The sequence below is a fragment of the Achromobacter sp. MUI-25009338 genome (assembly GCF_057359325.1).
Genome location: NZ_CM170627.1, coordinates 5,534,248 through 5,549,278 on the forward strand (window position 1 = coordinate 5,534,248; position 15,031 = coordinate 5,549,278).

At 69.7% G+C, this 15,031-nt stretch carries 14 protein-coding genes; 10 read left to right on the top strand and 4 right to left on the bottom strand.

Annotated features, from left to right (window positions below; genetic code table 11):
• Positions 1 to 93 precede the first annotated feature (93 nt).
• From AC1IQ6_RS26175 to AC1IQ6_RS26190, 4 genes are all read left to right on the top strand, one after another.
• Positions 94 to 957, top strand: coding sequence for an MBL fold metallo-hydrolase (locus AC1IQ6_RS26175; protein ID WP_485865517.1), 864 nt, complete (start codon positions 94 to 96; stop codon positions 955 to 957).
• Positions 958 to 1,046: 89 nt separating this feature from the next.
• A complete protein-coding gene (pap, locus tag AC1IQ6_RS26180; RefSeq protein WP_102775174.1) occupies positions 1,047 to 2,513 on the top strand; it encodes a polyphosphate:AMP phosphotransferase in 1,467 nt (488 codons plus the stop codon).
• A gap of 22 nt (positions 2,514 to 2,535) precedes the next feature.
• Positions 2,536 to 2,985, top strand: a complete 450-nt coding sequence (locus tag AC1IQ6_RS26185) for a GNAT family N-acetyltransferase (protein ID WP_102775173.1) — start codon at positions 2,536 to 2,538, stop codon at positions 2,983 to 2,985.
• Entirely contained in the window at positions 2,982 to 3,446 is a 465-nt protein-coding gene (locus tag AC1IQ6_RS26190) for an HIT family protein (RefSeq protein ID WP_102775172.1), read from the top strand. The genes AC1IQ6_RS26185 and AC1IQ6_RS26190 overlap by 4 nt, the downstream gene beginning before the upstream one ends.
• A gap of 4 nt (positions 3,447 to 3,450) precedes the next feature.
• On the opposite strand, the gene AC1IQ6_RS26195 is transcribed toward AC1IQ6_RS26190, so the two are convergent.
• Both AC1IQ6_RS26195 and AC1IQ6_RS26200 read right to left on the bottom strand, forming a co-directional pair.
• Positions 3,451 to 4,587 carry a glycosyltransferase gene (locus AC1IQ6_RS26195; RefSeq protein ID WP_485865518.1) on the bottom strand — a complete coding sequence of 379 codons (1,137 nt, stop codon included), beginning with the start codon at positions 4,585 to 4,587 and terminating at the stop codon, positions 3,451 to 3,453.
• Positions 4,581 to 4,955: a hydrogenase gene (locus AC1IQ6_RS26200; RefSeq protein WP_485865519.1), complete on the bottom strand. Its 375-nt coding sequence runs from the start codon at positions 4,953 to 4,955 to the stop codon at positions 4,581 to 4,583. The genes AC1IQ6_RS26195 and AC1IQ6_RS26200 overlap by 7 nt, the downstream gene beginning before the upstream one ends.
• A gap of 305 nt (positions 4,956 to 5,260) precedes the next feature.
• Here AC1IQ6_RS26200 and nhaA point away from each other — a divergent pair, with 305 nt between their 5' ends.
• The 6 genes from nhaA to AC1IQ6_RS26230 all read left to right on the top strand — a co-directional run bounded on the left by nhaA (position 5,261) and on the right by AC1IQ6_RS26230 (position 11,761).
• Positions 5,261 to 6,469, top strand: coding sequence for a Na+/H+ antiporter NhaA (gene nhaA / locus AC1IQ6_RS26205; RefSeq protein ID WP_111826882.1), 1,209 nt, complete (start codon positions 5,261 to 5,263; stop codon positions 6,467 to 6,469).
• 66 nt (positions 6,470 to 6,535) lie between these two features.
• Positions 6,536 to 6,925, top strand: coding sequence for a DUF488 domain-containing protein (locus tag AC1IQ6_RS26210; protein WP_485865520.1), 390 nt, complete (start codon positions 6,536 to 6,538; stop codon positions 6,923 to 6,925).
• Positions 6,926 to 7,007: 82 nt separating this feature from the next.
• Entirely contained in the window at positions 7,008 to 7,670 is a 663-nt protein-coding gene (gene tenA / locus AC1IQ6_RS26215) for a thiaminase II (RefSeq protein ID WP_485865521.1), read from the top strand.
• 33 nt (positions 7,671 to 7,703) lie between these two features.
• Positions 7,704 to 8,465 (top strand): uracil-DNA glycosylase, encoded by a 762-nt coding sequence (locus AC1IQ6_RS26220; RefSeq protein ID WP_102775166.1) that lies wholly within the window; start codon positions 7,704 to 7,706, stop codon positions 8,463 to 8,465.
• A 275-nt stretch (positions 8,466 to 8,740) separates the two neighbouring features.
• Positions 8,741 to 10,480, top strand: a complete 1,740-nt coding sequence (locus AC1IQ6_RS26225) for a DEAD/DEAH box helicase (protein ID WP_485865522.1) — start codon at positions 8,741 to 8,743, stop codon at positions 10,478 to 10,480.
• A 90-nt stretch (positions 10,481 to 10,570) separates the two neighbouring features.
• Positions 10,571 to 11,761: a class I SAM-dependent methyltransferase gene (locus AC1IQ6_RS26230; protein WP_485865523.1), complete on the top strand. Its 1,191-nt coding sequence runs from the start codon at positions 10,571 to 10,573 to the stop codon at positions 11,759 to 11,761.
• Here AC1IQ6_RS26230 and AC1IQ6_RS26235 read toward each other — a convergent pair.
• Positions 11,756 to 12,868 carry a tRNA nucleotidyltransferase/poly(A) polymerase-related protein gene (locus tag AC1IQ6_RS26235; RefSeq protein WP_111826887.1) on the bottom strand — a complete coding sequence of 371 codons (1,113 nt, stop codon included), beginning with the start codon at positions 12,866 to 12,868 and terminating at the stop codon, positions 11,756 to 11,758. The genes AC1IQ6_RS26230 and AC1IQ6_RS26235 overlap by 6 nt on opposite strands.
• Entirely contained in the window at positions 12,865 to 15,000 is a 2,136-nt protein-coding gene (locus AC1IQ6_RS26240; RefSeq protein WP_479730643.1) for a lytic transglycosylase domain-containing protein, read from the bottom strand. Before AC1IQ6_RS26240 ends, AC1IQ6_RS26235 begins: the two co-directional genes overlap by 4 nt.
• Positions 15,001 to 15,031 lie beyond the last annotated feature (31 nt).

Sequence of the window (15,031 nt, forward strand, 5' to 3'; positions counted from 1 at the left end):
GATCATTATATTGACCGATAGAATATTCAACAATATTATTGAAAAACATATATTGTTTTATGCACGCAGCAATGCGCTGCCAGGCGAGCGTCCATGCCCTCTCATATCCAAGGCTTTTTCGACCCCGTCACCGCCACCATCACCTACGTGGTCCATGAAACGGCCCCGGGCGGCGCCTGCGCCATCATCGACTCCGTGCTCGACTACGATCCCAAGTCGGGCCGCACCAGCACCGGCAGCGCCGACCGCGTGGCCGACTACGTGCGCCAGCACGGCCTGAAGACCGAATGGCTGCTGGAAACCCACGCCCACGCCGACCATCTTTCGGCCGCGCCCTATCTGCAGCGGCAGCTCGGCGGCGTCATCGCCATCGGGCAAAGCATCCGGACCGTACAGGGCGTGTTCAAGAAGATCTTCAACCTGGAGCCGGCGTTCCAGCTCGACGGCTCGCAGTTCGGCCACCTGTTCGCCGACGGCGAGACCTTCCGCATCGGCGCGCTGACGGCGCAGGCCATCCACGTACCGGGGCATACGCCGGCCGACATGGCCTACCTGATCGGCGACGCCGCCTTCGTGGGCGACACGCTGTTCATGCCCGACGTGGGCACCGCGCGCTGCGACTTCCCCGGCGGCGACGCCCATCAGCTGTACCGCTCCATCCAGCGCCTGCTGAGCCTGCCCGCCGAGACCAAGCTGTACATGTGCCACGACTACCCGCCCGCCGGCCGCGAAGCCGCCTGGCAGACCACAGTGGCCGAACAGCGCCGCGCCAACATCCATGTGCGCGACGGCATCGGCGAGGACGAGTTCGTGGCCATGCGCACGCGGCGCGACGCCACGCTTTCCATGCCCACCCTGATCCTGCCGGCCATCCAGGTCAACATCCGCGCCGGCCACTTCCCGCCGGCCGAAGACAACGGCGTGCGCTACCTGAAGATACCCGTCGACGCGCTCTGAACGGCGCGGGCTTGCGCGCCGGGCTTGCGTGCCCCGGACTTATCCCGCAAGATCGGCCGATCGCAGAAATGCCGACCGACGGACCGTCCATGTTTGCCGAAGCCGAAGCCGACCCCAGCCTCTCGAAAGAGGCATTCAAGCCGATGGAGGCGCGGCTGCGCGTCGCCCTGCTGAATGCGCAATACCAGCGTCTGGCCAAGGCCGACAAGACGCTGCTGGTGGTGGTGGCCGGCATCGACGGCGCCGGCAAGGGCGCCACCATCAACCTGCTCAACGAATGGATGGACCCGCGCCACATCAAGACGCTGGCCTACGGCCCGCGCGTCGGCGAGGAACTGGAACGTCCGCCGCTGTGGCGCTACTGGAACGATCTGCCGCCCAAGGGCAGCACCGGCATCGTGTTCGGCTCCTGGTACGCGCCGATGATCCTGGAGGCCATGCGCAAGCGGCCCGACCAGGACAGCATCGAGGCGCAGGCCGTCGCGATCCGGCGCTTCGAGGCGATGCTGGCCGCCGAAGGCGTGCAGATCGTGAAACTCTGGTTCCACCTGTCGGCCCAGGCCCAGAAGGCGCGCGCCAAGCGCCTGCTGGCCAGCCCCGAGACCTCGTGGCAGGTCAGCCCGGTCGACCTCAAGGTCTACAAGAAGTACGACCGCATCCGCAACGCCGGGCAGACGGTGCTGAACCATACCGACAGCGGCCATGCGCCCTGGGTCGTGATCCCCAGCGCCGACGAGCAGATGCGCACGGCGCGCACGGCCGAGGCGGTGCTGGCCGCCATGCGCCAGCGCGGCGTGCCGCGCATTCCGGCCAGCTTCGTGCCCCACTCGCGGCCGACGCGCGTGGCGGACCGGCTGGGCCAGCTGGACTATGACGCGCGCCTCGACAAGAGCGACTACGAGTCCGAACTCGGATTGCTGCAGGGCCGGCTGGCGCGCGCGGCGCGCTCGCGCAAGTTCCAGGAGCGTTCGCTGGTGCTGGTGTTCGAGGGGCAGGACGCCGCCGGCAAGGGCGGCGCCATCCGGCGCGTGACGCATGCGCTGGACGCCCGCCAGTTCGACATCACGCCCATCGCCGCGCCAGGCAGCGAAGCGCTGGCCCGCCCCTATCTGTGGCGGTTCTGGCGCCAGGTGCCGCGCCATGGGCGCATCGCCATCTTCGACCGGTCCTGGTACGGCCGCGTGCTGGTCGAACGCGTCGAGAAACTGACCCCGCCGGCCCAATGGCGCCGGGCCTACGCCGAGATCAACGACTTCGAAGGGCAGCTGGCCGCCAGCGGCGCGCTGGTGCTGAAGTTCTGGCTGGCGATCACGCCGGACGTGCAGCTGGAACGATTCAAGGAACGCGAGAAATCGCCGTTCAAGAATTTCAAGATCACCGCCGAGGACTGGCGCAACCGCGACAAATGGCAGGACTACGCGGCCGCGGCCAACGAAATGCTGGCCCGCACCGACGTGGCCCGCGCGCCCTGGCATGTGGTCTCGGCCAACGACAAGCGCTACGCTCGCGTGCAGGTGCTGCGGCACATCGTCGAAGCCCTGGAAACCCAGCTCTGAAATCCCGCCGGAGGGGCCCGCCATGAGTACCGTAGAGATCCGACCCATCGTCGCCGCCGACTTCGACGCCTGGCTGCCGCTGTGGAAGGGCTACCAGGACTTCTACCGCGTCGACATCGACGACGCCGTCACGCGCAACACCTGGGCGCGCCTGCTGGACGGCGCGCAGCCCATGCACGCCGCGCTGGCCTACGACAGCGGCCGCGCCATCGGACTGGTGCACTGGATCTTCCACCGCTCGACCTGGACCGCCGGCGACTACTGTTATCTGCAGGACCTGTACGTGGCCCCGGACGTGCGCGGCGCCGGCGCGGGCCGCAAGCTGATCGAACACGTCTACGCGCAGGCGGCCGCGGCCAATTGCGCGCGCGTATACTGGCTGACCCATGAAACCAACGCCACCGCCATCCAGTTGTACGACCGCATCGCCGACCGCTCCGGCTTCATTCAATACCGGAAAACGCTGACATGAGCGCACGTGATCCCAACTGTCCGCTGTGCCAGGAAGACGGCGGCGCGCTGCTGTGGCGCGGCCCGCACCTGCGCATCATCGAAGTCGCCGACCCGGATTATCCCGGCTTCACGCGGGTGGTCTGGAACGGCCACCTGGCCGAAATGACCAGCCTGTCCACGCATGGACGCGACCTGCTGATGCGGGCCGTGTACGTGGTGGAGGAAACGCAGCAATCGATACTGTCGCCCGACAAGGTCAACCTGGCCTCGCTGGGCAATATGGTGCCGCACCTGCATTGGCATGTGATCCCGCGCTGGCGCGGCGACCGCCACTTCCCCGACGCGATCTGGGCGCCGCCGCGCGTGGCGCAGGGCGCGGAATCCGAGGAATGGAAGGCGCGGCGCGCGGAACTGCAGGCCCTGCTGCCGCGCTACCGCAACCGGCTGGTCGAGGCGATGAACGCCCTGCTCTGGCACTAGCGCACTAGCGCGCGCCCAGTTCGGCCAGCCAGCGCGAGTAGGCCTGCTCGACCTGGCTGGCGGCGGTTTCCGCCGAGAACAACCCCTGCCCGCGTATCCAGTCTCTGCCTGCCCGGCCCATGCTCCGGCGCAGCCCGGGGTCGGCCAGCAGGCGCTCCAGCGCCGCCGCCAGCGCGGCCGGATCGCGCGGCGGCACCAGCAGGCCGGTCACGTCCGCCTGCATGGTTTCCGGCACCCCGCCCACGTTGCCGCCGATGACCGGCACGCCCATGGCCGCGGCCTCGATAAAGACGGTGCCCAGCGCCTCGCGCTGTGTGGGCAGCGCGAACACGTCGAAGGCCGCCATCACGTCGCCGATGTCGTCGCGCCGGCCCAGGAAATGCACGCGCGGCGCCAGCCCCAGCGAAGCCGCCTGCGCCTGCAGGCGCTCGAACAGCGGCATGCCGTCGCCCGCCAGCACCAGCCGGGCCTGCGGGAACGCGCCGGAAATGCGGTGGAAGGCCTCGATCAGGTCGGCGTGGCCCTTGTCCGCCCGCATCACGGCCACGCAGCCGATGACCAGGTCGTCCGCGGCCAAGCCCAGTTCGCGCCGGACGCAGACGCCCTGGCGCGCCTGCGGCAGCACCACCGGCGAATGGATGGTGGCGATGGACGCGGGCCGCGCGCCGCCGTCGAGCAGCTGCTTGCGCACATAGGCGCTGACCGCGATGACGCGATGCGCCAGCCAGGTGTAGGCATAGAGCGAATTGATGGGCTTGGCCAGATGCCGCGTGCGCACGATCAGCGGCGTGCCGGCCAGGCGCGCCGCGATCGCGGCCAGCACGGTGTCGCGCCGGCTGTGCGTATTGACCACGTCGAAGCCCCCGCGCCGCAGCAGGCGCCGCACCGACGCCACGCCCCGCAGGAAATTGTGCGGGCCGTCCATGGGCATCAGGTGCACCGTGAACCCCGCCATGCGCAGGCGGCGGCCCAGTTCCGCCTCGGGCTGGCACAGCGCCTCGAGATGGTGGCCGCGCTCGCGCATGGCGATCATTTCTTTGTAGATGCAGAACTCCTGCCCGCCGAACGAAGTGGCGGCTTCGGTATGCAGGATGCGCAGGCCCGCGGCGGGCCGGCGCGGCGTTTCGGCGGCGTTCAGCATGATGGGGAGGCGTCGTCCGTATCGCTCCAGCGGCGGCCCTGGTGCATCAGGTACGCGCCCAGGTAGGCGATGTCTTCGGGGTCCAGCGCGGCCGCACCCGTGGCGCAACATTCATGCGGGCACTCGGAGGCCTGCAGGCTGCCGTCCGCCCAGACGCGCGCCGCGCCCGTGCGGGAGAGGTCGAAACGCGCCCCGGCACGGGCCCAGGCCAGCAGGCGCGCGCTGGGCGCGAGCCTGTGGGTTCGGTAAACGCCGTGGGCGATGGGGCCGGCCGGCGCGGCGAGGGCGTCGCCGACATCTACCAGGCGGCTGGCGGCGCCGGGCCGGGCGGGGGTGTAGGTCAATACCGTAAGAGGAGATAAAGGCATGTACTGGCCGGCGTTGCCGGGACGGCTCGACCGAGGGGCGGATCGGAATTTCGGGAAAGGCCGATTGCGGGAATCGGCGGATGGTTATCGCGCGGTCATGCGCCTGGGCCAGACTCTAGTAGAGGATTTTCGGATACGGCAGGGGAATCGGTCCGAGACCGCGGGATAAAGATTGAATGCGAATCGCCCGTTTTTTGCTGAAAATCAGCGAAGATATCCGAAATAGAGCGCCATCGTTCATGTATTCAGGTAAAATTCAGGTTCTCGCTGCGTATATTATCAAAATGTAATCAAGGCCGTAAAAAGTGAATCGACCGGCTTCGTCCACCCCCAAATCCCCCTCCCTCTTCCAGGCCTTCCTGCAGTCCGAAGCGCTCGGCGGCTATGTCCTGATGCTGGCCGCGCTGGTCGCGCTGATCGTCGCCAACAGTCCGGCCGCGCCGTACTACTTCGGCGCGCTCGAAACCAAGTTCGGCTTCCAGGCCGGCCCGGTCGTGCTCAAGGAAAGCGTGCTGCACTGGATCAACGACGGCCTGATGGCGGTGTTCTTCCTGCTGGTCGGCCTTGAAATCAAGCGCGAGGTGCTGGACGGCCAGTTGCGCGGCGCGGCCCGCATCGTGCTGCCGGGCATCGCGGCGGTGGGCGGCATGGTGCTGCCGGCGCTGATTTACGTGCTGATCAACGCCGGCAGCCCCGAGACGCTGCGCGGCTGGGCCATCCCGGCAGCCACCGACATCGCCTTCGCGCTGGGCATCCTGGCGCTGCTGGGCAGCCGGGTGCCGACCTCGCTGAAGGTCTTCCTGACCGCGCTGGCCATTCTTGACGACCTGGGCGCCATCGTCATCATCGCGCTCTTCTATACGTCCACGCTCAATACCTTCGCGCTGGGCATGGCGGGCGCCCTGCTGGTCGTGCTGTTCTGCATGAACCGCATGGGCGTGCTGCGCCTGGCGCCTTATCTGCTGATCGGCGCGGTGCTGTGGTACTTCGTCCTGAAATCCGGCGTGCACGCCACGCTGGCCGGCGTGGCGCTGGCCCTGGCCATCCCGCTGCGCCCGCAGAACCAGGGCGATACCGGCGAGTATTCCCCGCTGCATGCGCTGGAACACGCGCTGCACAAGCCGGTGGCCCTGCTCATCGTGCCGGTGTTCGGCTTCGCCAACGCGGGCGTCTCCTTCGCCGGCCTGGGGCTGGCCACGCTGGCGCAGCCGGTGCCGCTGGGCGTGGCGCTGGGCCTGTTCCTGGGCAAGCAGCTGGGCGTGTTCGGCTTTGCCTGGCTGGCCATCAAGAGCGGCCTCGCCACCCTGCCGCGCCACGCCACCTACACCCAGCTCTACGGCGTCGCGCTGCTGTGCGGCATCGGCTTCACCATGAGCCTGTTCATCGGCGCCCTGGCCTTCACCGACCCGGCCGCCGTGGACGCCACCAAGATCGGCGTGCTGACGGGCTCGCTGGCCTCGGCCATCGTGGGGTTCGTGCTGCTGCGCGCCGGCGGCCGCGCCGAAACGCCATGACGACGGGCGGGCGGCGCTAAAGTAGACGGTAGACGGGATCAGCCGCCACGACCCCGAGGAGCCGCCATGAAACCGCCCGCCATCACCCTGCAACGCGTCTACGAAGGCACCGGACCGCAAGGCAGCTACCGCGCGCTGGTGGACCGCGTGTGGCCGCGCGGGCTGCGCCGCGACGACCTGGGGCTGGACGAATGGGCCCGCGACCTCGCGCCCACCACCGAACTGCGCAAGTGGTTCAACCACGTCGAGGAACGCTGGGACGAGTTCCGCCGCAAATACCTGGCCGAGCTGGCCGCGCCCGAGCAGCAGGCCCGCCTGGAAGCCCTGCTGCAGGCCGCCGGCAAGCGGCCGCTGACCTTGCTCTATGGCGCCCACGACGCCGAGCACAACCAGGCCGTGGTGCTGCGCGACGCGCTGCTGGATTACGCCCGACGGCACGGCAAGCGCCACGCCTGAGGCCCGCCTCGGGGCGCGCCGGTCTTTGGTACCCTAGCCTCCTTTGGCCGGGCAGCCTGCCCACCCGCCTCGAGGAATCCCCATGTCTTTCAGCTCCGACGCCTGGGCGCGCAACGCCGCGCTTTACGAAAAAACGCGCGACATGCCGTTCAACCGCGAACTGGCCAGCGGCCAGCTCGACGAGAGCGCGTTCAAGCACTACATGATCCAGGACGCGCACTATCTGGTGGCGTTCGGACGCGCGCTGGCCATCGCCGCCGCCAAGGCCGACGACGCCGACGGCGTGGTGCAGTTCGCCGAAGCCGCCCGCGGCGCGGTGGTCGCCGAACGCTCGCTGCACGAAGGTTTCATGAAGCAGTACGGCATCGACGCCGCCACCTTCGAAGCCACGCCGCTGACGCCGGCCAGCCACCACTACACCAGCTTCCTGATCGCCACCGCCTGGAGCGCGCCGTACCCGGTGGCGCTGGCCGCCCTGCTGCCGTGCTTCTGGATCTACGCCGAGATCGGCCGCGAGATCCACGCGCGCGCCGCCCGGCCCAATCCCTACGCCGCCTGGATCGACACCTACGCGAGCGACGAATTCCATGCGCTGGTGCGGGCCGTGATCGCCTCGGTGGATCGCGCCGCGGAATCGGCCTCGGCGCAGACGCTGGCGGCGATGCACCAGGCCTACACGCACGCGGCCCAGCTGGAATGGATGTTCTGGGACTCGGCCTATCGCCAGGCCGGCTGGCCGGCCTGAGGCGCGGCCGCGCCCTGTGCCAAAATCGCGCCCATGCCGACCGACAACCGCCTGATTCCCGCCGCCCTCGCCGCCCAGACGGCGCAACTTCCCGCCGCCTGGCTGGCGGCCTTTTCCGACCGGCCGGTGGCCGACGCGCTGGCCGCGGTGACCGCCCACGTGGAAAAACGCCTGGCCGAAGGCGCCACCGTCTATCCCGCCACGCCGTTTCGCGCCCTGCACGGCCTGGCGCCCTCGGACGTGCGCGTGGTGATCCTGGGCCAGGACCCCTACCACGGCCCCGGCCAGGCCCAGGGCCTGGCCTTCTCGGTGCCGGACGACTGCAAGCGCCCGCCCAGCCTGCGCAACATCTTCAACGAAATCGCGCTGGAGTACCCGGGATCTCGCGTGCCGGCCGGCAACGACCTGAGCTGCTGGGCCGAACAGGGCGTGCTGCTGCTGAACACGGCGCTGACCGTGGAAGACGGCCAGCCCGCCTCCCACGCCCGGCGCGGCTGGGAAACCGTGACCGACGCGCTGATCGCCCTGGTGGCGCGCGATCCCTCCCCCAAGGTTTTCATGTTGTGGGGCGCCCACGCCCAGGCCAAGCAGGCCCTGCTGCCGGCCGACAGCGGCCACCTGGTCCTGATGGCCAACCACCCCTCGCCGCTGTCGGCCAGAAGGCCGCCCGTGCCCTTCCTGGGCTGCGGCCATTTTCTGAAAACCAACGAATGGCTGGCCAACCAAGGGAAAAACCCTATTGATTGGGAGCTGGACAAAAAAATAATTCCCTTGCAAGGCGAATTCGGGTTATGATCGCCGCACTGCACAAAACGAGTTCGGCATTTACCGCCTTGATTTAGCGGAAGTTTTCGCAGTTCGCCGGGCAACCGCCCCGGCCCCATGCCGAACTATCATCGATTCCTGACCCCTTTCCTTTCGCCCTGCGTTCCAGTCAGTACACGAGAACGCGCCACGCGCATGGTTGATCCGGTCGGCACGATGCTCCATCAACCGTCGCCTGGATCCGGCCGCCTAATCCCCTGGCCCGACCAAGCATTGCGTCGCATTGATTGCGGCAAGGGAAAGTAATGTCTTTCGAAAACCTGGGTCTCGCTCCCGCCCTGTTGTCGGCCGTCCAAGAAGCTGGCTTCACCACCCCCACCGCCGTCCAGGCCGCCGCCATCCCGCAGGCGCTGGCCGGCCATGACCTGATGGTGTCCTCGCAGACGGGCAGCGGCAAGACCGCCGCCTTCATGCTGCCGGCCCTGCACCGCATCGCCCAGCACCCCGCCAACAAGGGCGTAGGCGTGCAGGTGCTGGTGCTGACCCCGACCCGCGAGCTGGCCCTGCAGGTCACCGACGCCACCGCCACCTACGGCCGCAAGCTGGCCGACCTGCGCACCGCCACCGTCGTCGGCGGCATGCCCTACGGCGCGCAGCTGAAGGCGCTGTCGCGCCGCGTGGACGTGCTGGTCGCCACCCCGGGCCGCCTGATCGACCACCTGAACTCGGGCCGCGTCAAGCTGAACACCGTGCACACGCTGGTGCTGGACGAAGCCGACCGCATGCTGGACATGGGCTTCATCGAAGACATCGAGACCATCGTCGGCCGCCTGCCCGAAGGCCGCCAGACGCTGCTGTTCTCGGCCACGCTGGACGGCACCGTCGCCAAGCTGGCCGCGCGCATGATGCGCGAGCCGCAACGCATCGAGATCGCCGGCCACAAGGAAAAGCACACCAACATCACGCAAAGCCTGCTGTACGCCGACGACGCCAGCCACAAGATGCAGTTGCTGGACCACGTGCTGCGCGACGCCTCGCTGGACCAGGCCATCGTCTTCACCTCCACCAAGCGCGGCGCCGACGATCTGGCCGACCACCTGGCCGACCAGGGCTTCGCCGCCGCCGCCCTGCACGGCGACATGAACCAGCGCCAGCGCACCCGCACCCTGTCGCAGCTGCAGCGCGGCCAGCTGCGCATCCTGGTGGCCACCGACGTGGCCGCCCGCGGCATCGACGTGCAGGGCATCAGCCACGCCGTCAACTTCGACCTGCCGATGCAGGCCGAGGACTACGTGCACCGCATCGGCCGCACCGGCCGCGCCGGCCGCAACGGCCTGGCGTTCACGCTGGCCACGCATTCCGAGCGCCACAAGGTCCGCCGCATCGAGCACTACATCGGCCAGTCGATCACGCCCGAAGTGATCGCCGGCCTGGAGCCCAAGCGCACCCCGCGTCCGTCCACCGGCGGCCCGCGCGGCGACAAACCGTTCGGCAAGCGTCCCGGCGGCGGCTACCAGGGCCATCGCGAAGGCCGTTCCTTCGGCGGCCCGCGCGGCGAGTTCAAGCCGCGTGAAGGCGGCTACCAAGGCCACCGCGACAGCGCCCCGCGCGAGGGCGGCTACCAGGGCAATCGTCCGTTCGGCGACCGTCCGGCGCGTTCCTTCGGCGACCGCCCCAGCTTCGGCGATCGTCCGCAGCGCGACGGCGGCTACCAGGGCAACCGCTCCTGGGGCGACCGTCCCCAGCGCGAGGGCGGTTTCCGCGGCGGCGAGCGCGAGGCGCGCGGCTACAACGATCGTCCCAGCTACGGCGACCGTCCGCAGCGCGATCCGCGTCCGTTCAGCGAGCGCGGCCCGCGCGAAGGCGGTTTCCGCGGCGGCGACCGCGATTCACGCCACAGCTACAACGACCGCGCCAGCTTCGGCGACCGCCCGCAACGCGAAGGCGGCTTCCGCGGCGGCGACCGTCCGGAAGGCGGTTTCCGCGGCAAGCCCTCGTTCGACAAGCGCCCCGGCGGCCCCAAGCGCTTCGACCGCCGCGGCTGATCCGACGGCCTGAGCCACGCAAACCCCGCGCTCCGGTAACGGACGCGGGGTTTTCTTAAAATGGCGGCCTGCCCCCCGCCTCATCCGATCATGCAACGCTCCGCCCCCGCCAATCTCCCCACCCTGTCGCCCACCGCCCTCGAACATTCCGAGGCCGCGGCCGCCCATCTGCGCGATGCCATCGCGGCCCATGGCGGCTGGCTGCCGTTCGACCGCTGGATGGCGCAGGCGCTGTACGCGCCGGGACTGGGCTATTACGCGGCAGGCAACGTCAAGCTGGCCGAAGCGGATGCCTCTGCCGCCACGCCGGCGGGCGACTTCGTCACGGCCCCACAGCTGACGCCGCTGTTCGCCCGCACGCTGGCGCGTCAGGCCGCCGAGGTGCTGCGCCAGACCGGCGCCGACGCCGTGCTGGAGTTCGGCGCCGGCACCGGCGCGCTGGCCGAAGGCGTGCTGCGCGAGCTGGATGCGCTGGGGCTGGCGCAGACCCGCTACCTGATCCTGGAAGTGTCGGCCGACCTGCGCGCGCGCCAGGCCGAAAGACTGGCGCCGTTCGGCGACCGCGTGCAGTGGCTGGACGCGCTGCCCGAGGCCTTTGCCGGCTGCGTGCTGGCCAACGAAGTGCTGGACGCGATGCCGGTCTCGCTCTTTCGCTGGAGCGACGACGGCGCCGCCGTGCTGGAACGCGGCGTGGCGGTCGACGATGCGCAGGGCTTCGTCTGGGAAGACCGGCCGGCGCCGCCGGCGCTGGCCGCCGCCGTGGCCGACCGCATGCCGCCGCTGCCGGGCTACGTTTCCGAGATCAATCTGCAGGCCGAAGCCTGGATCGCCGCGATGGGCCGCTGGCTCGAACGCGGCGCGGCGCTGCTGGTGGACTACGGTTTTCCGCAAGGCGAGTACTACCACCCGCAACGCGCCGGCGGCACGCTCATGTGCCATCTGCGCCATCACGCGCACGGCGATCCCTTTACCGCCCCCGGCCTGCAGGACATCACCGCGCACGTCGATTTCACCGCGATGGCCGACGCGGCGCAGGCCGCCGGCCTGCAGGTCCTGGGCTATACCTCGCAGGCCCGCTTCCTCATGAACGCCGGGCTGATGGAGCTGCTCGCGCAGCTCGATCCGGCCGACGTGCAGAACTACGCCAAGACCGTCGCGCCCGTGCAGAAGCTGCTGTCCGAAGCGGAGATGGGCGAACTGTTCAAGGTGCTGGCGGTGGGGCGCGGCATCGCGCAGCCGCTGGCCGGCTTCGCGCGCGGCGACCGGCTGGGCAAGCTATAGCGGCGCGGCGCCCGCGCGCAGCTGCTGCAGGCGCGCGGCGCGCACCCCTTCCTTGATGCGCGCCGGATCGCCGGCGCTGGCCCGCGCGATCGCGCCCGCATCCACGCCACGCACCGCTTCCACGCGCGCGCGCCACGCCTGCCGGTCCACCGGACGCAACACCGCCGCCGTCTCCAGCAGATCGGCGAAACGCTGCGGCTTGCGCAGCGCGTCGGCGCGTTCCATCAAGGCCAGCTGCGCGTCGGCGGCGTCGGCCGCCTGCTGCGCCGCGTCCAGCCCGGCCAGCACCTCGGGCAGCAGGCGCGCGTAGTCGTTGCACTCGGTGGGCACGCGCAGCCGGCGGCCCAGCGCCTCGCGTTCCGGCGTCAGGCGGCACAGCAGCGCATAGCGGCCGGGCAGCGGCAGGCCCAGTCCGGCCGCGCGGTCCACGTCGGCGGCCGTGACGTCCACCTCCTGCAGCTCCGGCATCACCCGGGCCAGCGCGCCGCAATCGCGCAGCACGCCCAGCATGCGCGACGGCGTGGACGCCATGAGCCCGCGCGACAGTTCCTTCCAGACGCGTTCGGGCACCAGCGCGTCGGCCTCGCCGGCCTGGACCATGCGCCGGCACAGCTCCAGGGTCTCGGGCGCGATGGTGAAATCGCCGAAGCGCGCGGCAAAGCGGCCCAGGCGCAGGATGCGCACCGGATCTTCCTCGAAGGCCTCGCCCACGTGGCGCAGCACGCGGGCGCGCACGTCGGCCACGCCGCCCAGCGGGTCGACCAGCTCGCCCTCGGGCGTCTGGGCAATGGCATTGACCGTCAGGTCGCGCCGGCGCAGGTCTTCCTCCAGCGTGACGTCGGAGCCGGTATAGAAGGTGAAGCCCTTGTAGCCGCGACCCGATTTGCGCTCGGTGCGCGCCAGCGCGTATTCCTCTTTGCTGCGCGGATGCAGGAACACGGGAAAATCGCCGCCCACCGGTATGAAGCCGCGCCGCGCCATGTCTTCCGGCGTGGCGCCCACCACGACCCAGTCGTGGTCGCCGGGCGGCAGGCCGAGCAGCGCGTCGCGCACCGCGCCGCCCACGATATAGACCCGCAGGCCCGCGATGGCGGGATCGCGGCTCATGGCAGCGCGGTGGTTTCGGCGCCCAGCGGCACGACGCTGCCCAGGCGCTCTTTCAGGGACTGGGGCTGGCCGCTGAACATGGCGGCGTAATAGACCGCGTTGGACATCACGTTCTTGACGTAGGTGCGCGTTTCCGTGAAGGGGATGGTCTCGGCGAAGATCGCGCCCTCGACCGGATGGGTGAAGGTCGAGCGCCAGTTGTGCGGGCGGCGCGGACCGGCGTTGTAGCCGGCGCTGGCCAGCATCTGCGAGCCGTCCAGGTCGCGCAGCACCATGTTCAGGTAGTTGGTGCCCAGCACGGTGTTGGTGTCGAAATCGTTGACGCTGTCGGGCGTGAAGTCGCTCATGCCGATCTTGCCCGCCACCCACTTGGCGGTGGCCGGCATCAGCTGCATCAGGCCGGAGGCGCCCACGTGCGAACGCGCGTCCATGATGAAGCGCGATTCCTGGCGGATCAGGCCGTAGACCCAGGCCGGGTCCAGCGCGATGGCGTTGGCCTTGGCGGTGACGCGGCCCTCGAAGGGCGCGATGAAGCGCTGGCTGAAATCGAATTCCTTCTCGGTGCGGTCGGACGTGTTGACCACCCGGTCGTAGATGTTCTCGGCCCGGGCCAGTTCGGCGGCGGCCAGCAGCTGGCGGTCGCTCATGCCACGCAGGCTGTAATTCCATTCCGGCACCGCCTCGGCGCGCCAGCCCAGGCGGAACAGCTGGACCGCGCGGCGCAGGCCCGGGTTGGCGCGGGCCTCGGCGATTTCCTGGTCGGTCACGGGCGCCGGACGCGGCGGCACGTTGATGCGCCGGCCCAGCTCCTCGGCCGCCAGCTGGCCGTAGAAGTCGAAGCGGTCCGCGATGCTGGCGTAGGCGGCCGCGGCCTGTTCCTTGTTGCCCAGCGCGGCCTGGCCGCGCGCCTTCCAGTACACCCACGAAGGGTCCGCCTGCTGCGCCGGCGGCATCTGGTCGATGGATTCGATGACCCACTTCCAGTCGATCTTGGGCTGGCGCAGGGCCGCGCGCACCTTCCAGGCGGCGTTGTATTCCGTCATGCGGATATGGCCGGCCTCGCGATACCAGTCGTCGGCGCGGCTGTCGAGCTTGAGCGCGGCGGTCAGCGCGTACTGGCTGCGGACCCAGGCCAGGTTCGACTTGGCCATCGCCTTGGACCACTCCCCGGACTTGGACCATTCGCGGCGCAGGTAGGAATCGGCCACGCTGACATCAGAGCGCGCCAGGCGGGCCAGCGCGATGGTCACCAGCTCTTTTTCGTTGCGGCCCACGGGCAGGCGGTCCTGGCGCGTCAGCCACCGCATCGGATCCTTCATGAGCTGATCGTAGGCTTTCAGGTCGCCGGGCTCGAAGATGTATTGCACGAACTTGCGCGCATCGGTCGTCTTGTTGGCCTCGATGGCGTCGCGCAGCTGCGGCTCGATCTCCTGCCAGCCGAGCACGCCGTCGGCCACCAGTTGGTCATACAGCGCCCAGCAGGCCGAGCCCGGCGCGAAGGCGCTGGTGGCCTGCGCGGCGGTGACGCGCTTGCCGGTCATGTGCTGGGCGTCCAGGATGGCGCATTCGATCTGGGCGTTGCTGTTTTTCACCGGCGCCAGCTTGCGCACGGTTTCGAAGTCGCCGCTGCGCGCGGCCGCAAGCAGCCAGTCGCCGCGCAGCCGGTCGGCCAGATAGGAATCCGGATTGCTGCTGACGAACTGCTGCAGCGCGGCGGTGGGCCTGCCGCTGGCCGGCGGCGTCCACAGCTGATAGCGCAGCAGCCAGTATTCGGGATACATGCCCAGCGGGTCGGACTTGGCCTGCGGCACCAGCGCGCCCAGGATGGACCACTGCTTGCGCTGCATGGCCTCGCGCGCGGCCACCACGGCGGCCAGCGCGGGCGTATCGTTGGTGGGCGGCAGGCCCGCCAGCACGGCGGGCGGCACGGAAATGACAGGCTGCGCGGCCTGGGCGGCGGCCTGCGGCTGGGCATTGATGGACGCGTTGCGCTGCTGCGCGTCCACCGGCGCACAGGCCGCGGTGAACAGCGCCAGGAGCGGCAGCCAGCGGCGCAGCCCGGCTCCGGCGACGGGGCCCGCGGCCTTGTGCGCGGATTTCTGATACCGTCCGGTTTGGAGAGTTTGTGTCATGCGCCGTCCCTCATTCGACCGCCAAAGCCGC

Excerpts from the sequence above, each read along its gene's own strand:
- AC1IQ6_RS26200 (WP_485865519.1), bottom strand. The coding sequence starts at position 4,955 with ATGCCTTTATCTCCTCTTACGGTATTGACCTACACCCCCGCCCGGCCC.
- AC1IQ6_RS26225 (WP_485865522.1), top strand. The coding sequence starts at position 8,741 with ATGTCTTTCGAAAACCTGGGTCTCGCTCCCGCCCTGTTGTCGGCCGTC.
- AC1IQ6_RS26185 (WP_102775173.1), top strand. The coding sequence starts at position 2,536 with ATGAGTACCGTAGAGATCCGACCCATCGTCGCCGCCGACTTCGACGCC.
- AC1IQ6_RS26190 (WP_102775172.1), top strand. The coding sequence starts at position 2,982 with ATGAGCGCACGTGATCCCAACTGTCCGCTGTGCCAGGAAGACGGCGGC.
- AC1IQ6_RS26195 (WP_485865518.1), bottom strand. The coding sequence starts at position 4,587 with ATGCTGAACGCCGCCGAAACGCCGCGCCGGCCCGCCGCGGGCCTGCGC.
- AC1IQ6_RS26235 (WP_111826887.1), bottom strand. The coding sequence starts at position 12,868 with ATGAGCCGCGATCCCGCCATCGCGGGCCTGCGGGTCTATATCGTGGGC.
- AC1IQ6_RS26240 (WP_479730643.1), bottom strand. The coding sequence starts at position 15,000 with ATGACACAAACTCTCCAAACCGGACGGTATCAGAAATCCGCGCACAAG.
- AC1IQ6_RS26175 (WP_485865517.1), top strand. The coding sequence starts at position 94 with ATGCCCTCTCATATCCAAGGCTTTTTCGACCCCGTCACCGCCACCATC.
- AC1IQ6_RS26220 (WP_102775166.1), top strand. The coding sequence starts at position 7,704 with ATGCCGACCGACAACCGCCTGATTCCCGCCGCCCTCGCCGCCCAGACG.
- pap (WP_102775174.1), top strand. The coding sequence starts at position 1,047 with ATGTTTGCCGAAGCCGAAGCCGACCCCAGCCTCTCGAAAGAGGCATTC.
- AC1IQ6_RS26230 (WP_485865523.1), top strand. The coding sequence starts at position 10,571 with ATGCAACGCTCCGCCCCCGCCAATCTCCCCACCCTGTCGCCCACCGCC.
- AC1IQ6_RS26210 (WP_485865520.1), top strand. The coding sequence starts at position 6,536 with ATGAAACCGCCCGCCATCACCCTGCAACGCGTCTACGAAGGCACCGGA.
- tenA (WP_485865521.1), top strand. The coding sequence starts at position 7,008 with ATGTCTTTCAGCTCCGACGCCTGGGCGCGCAACGCCGCGCTTTACGAA.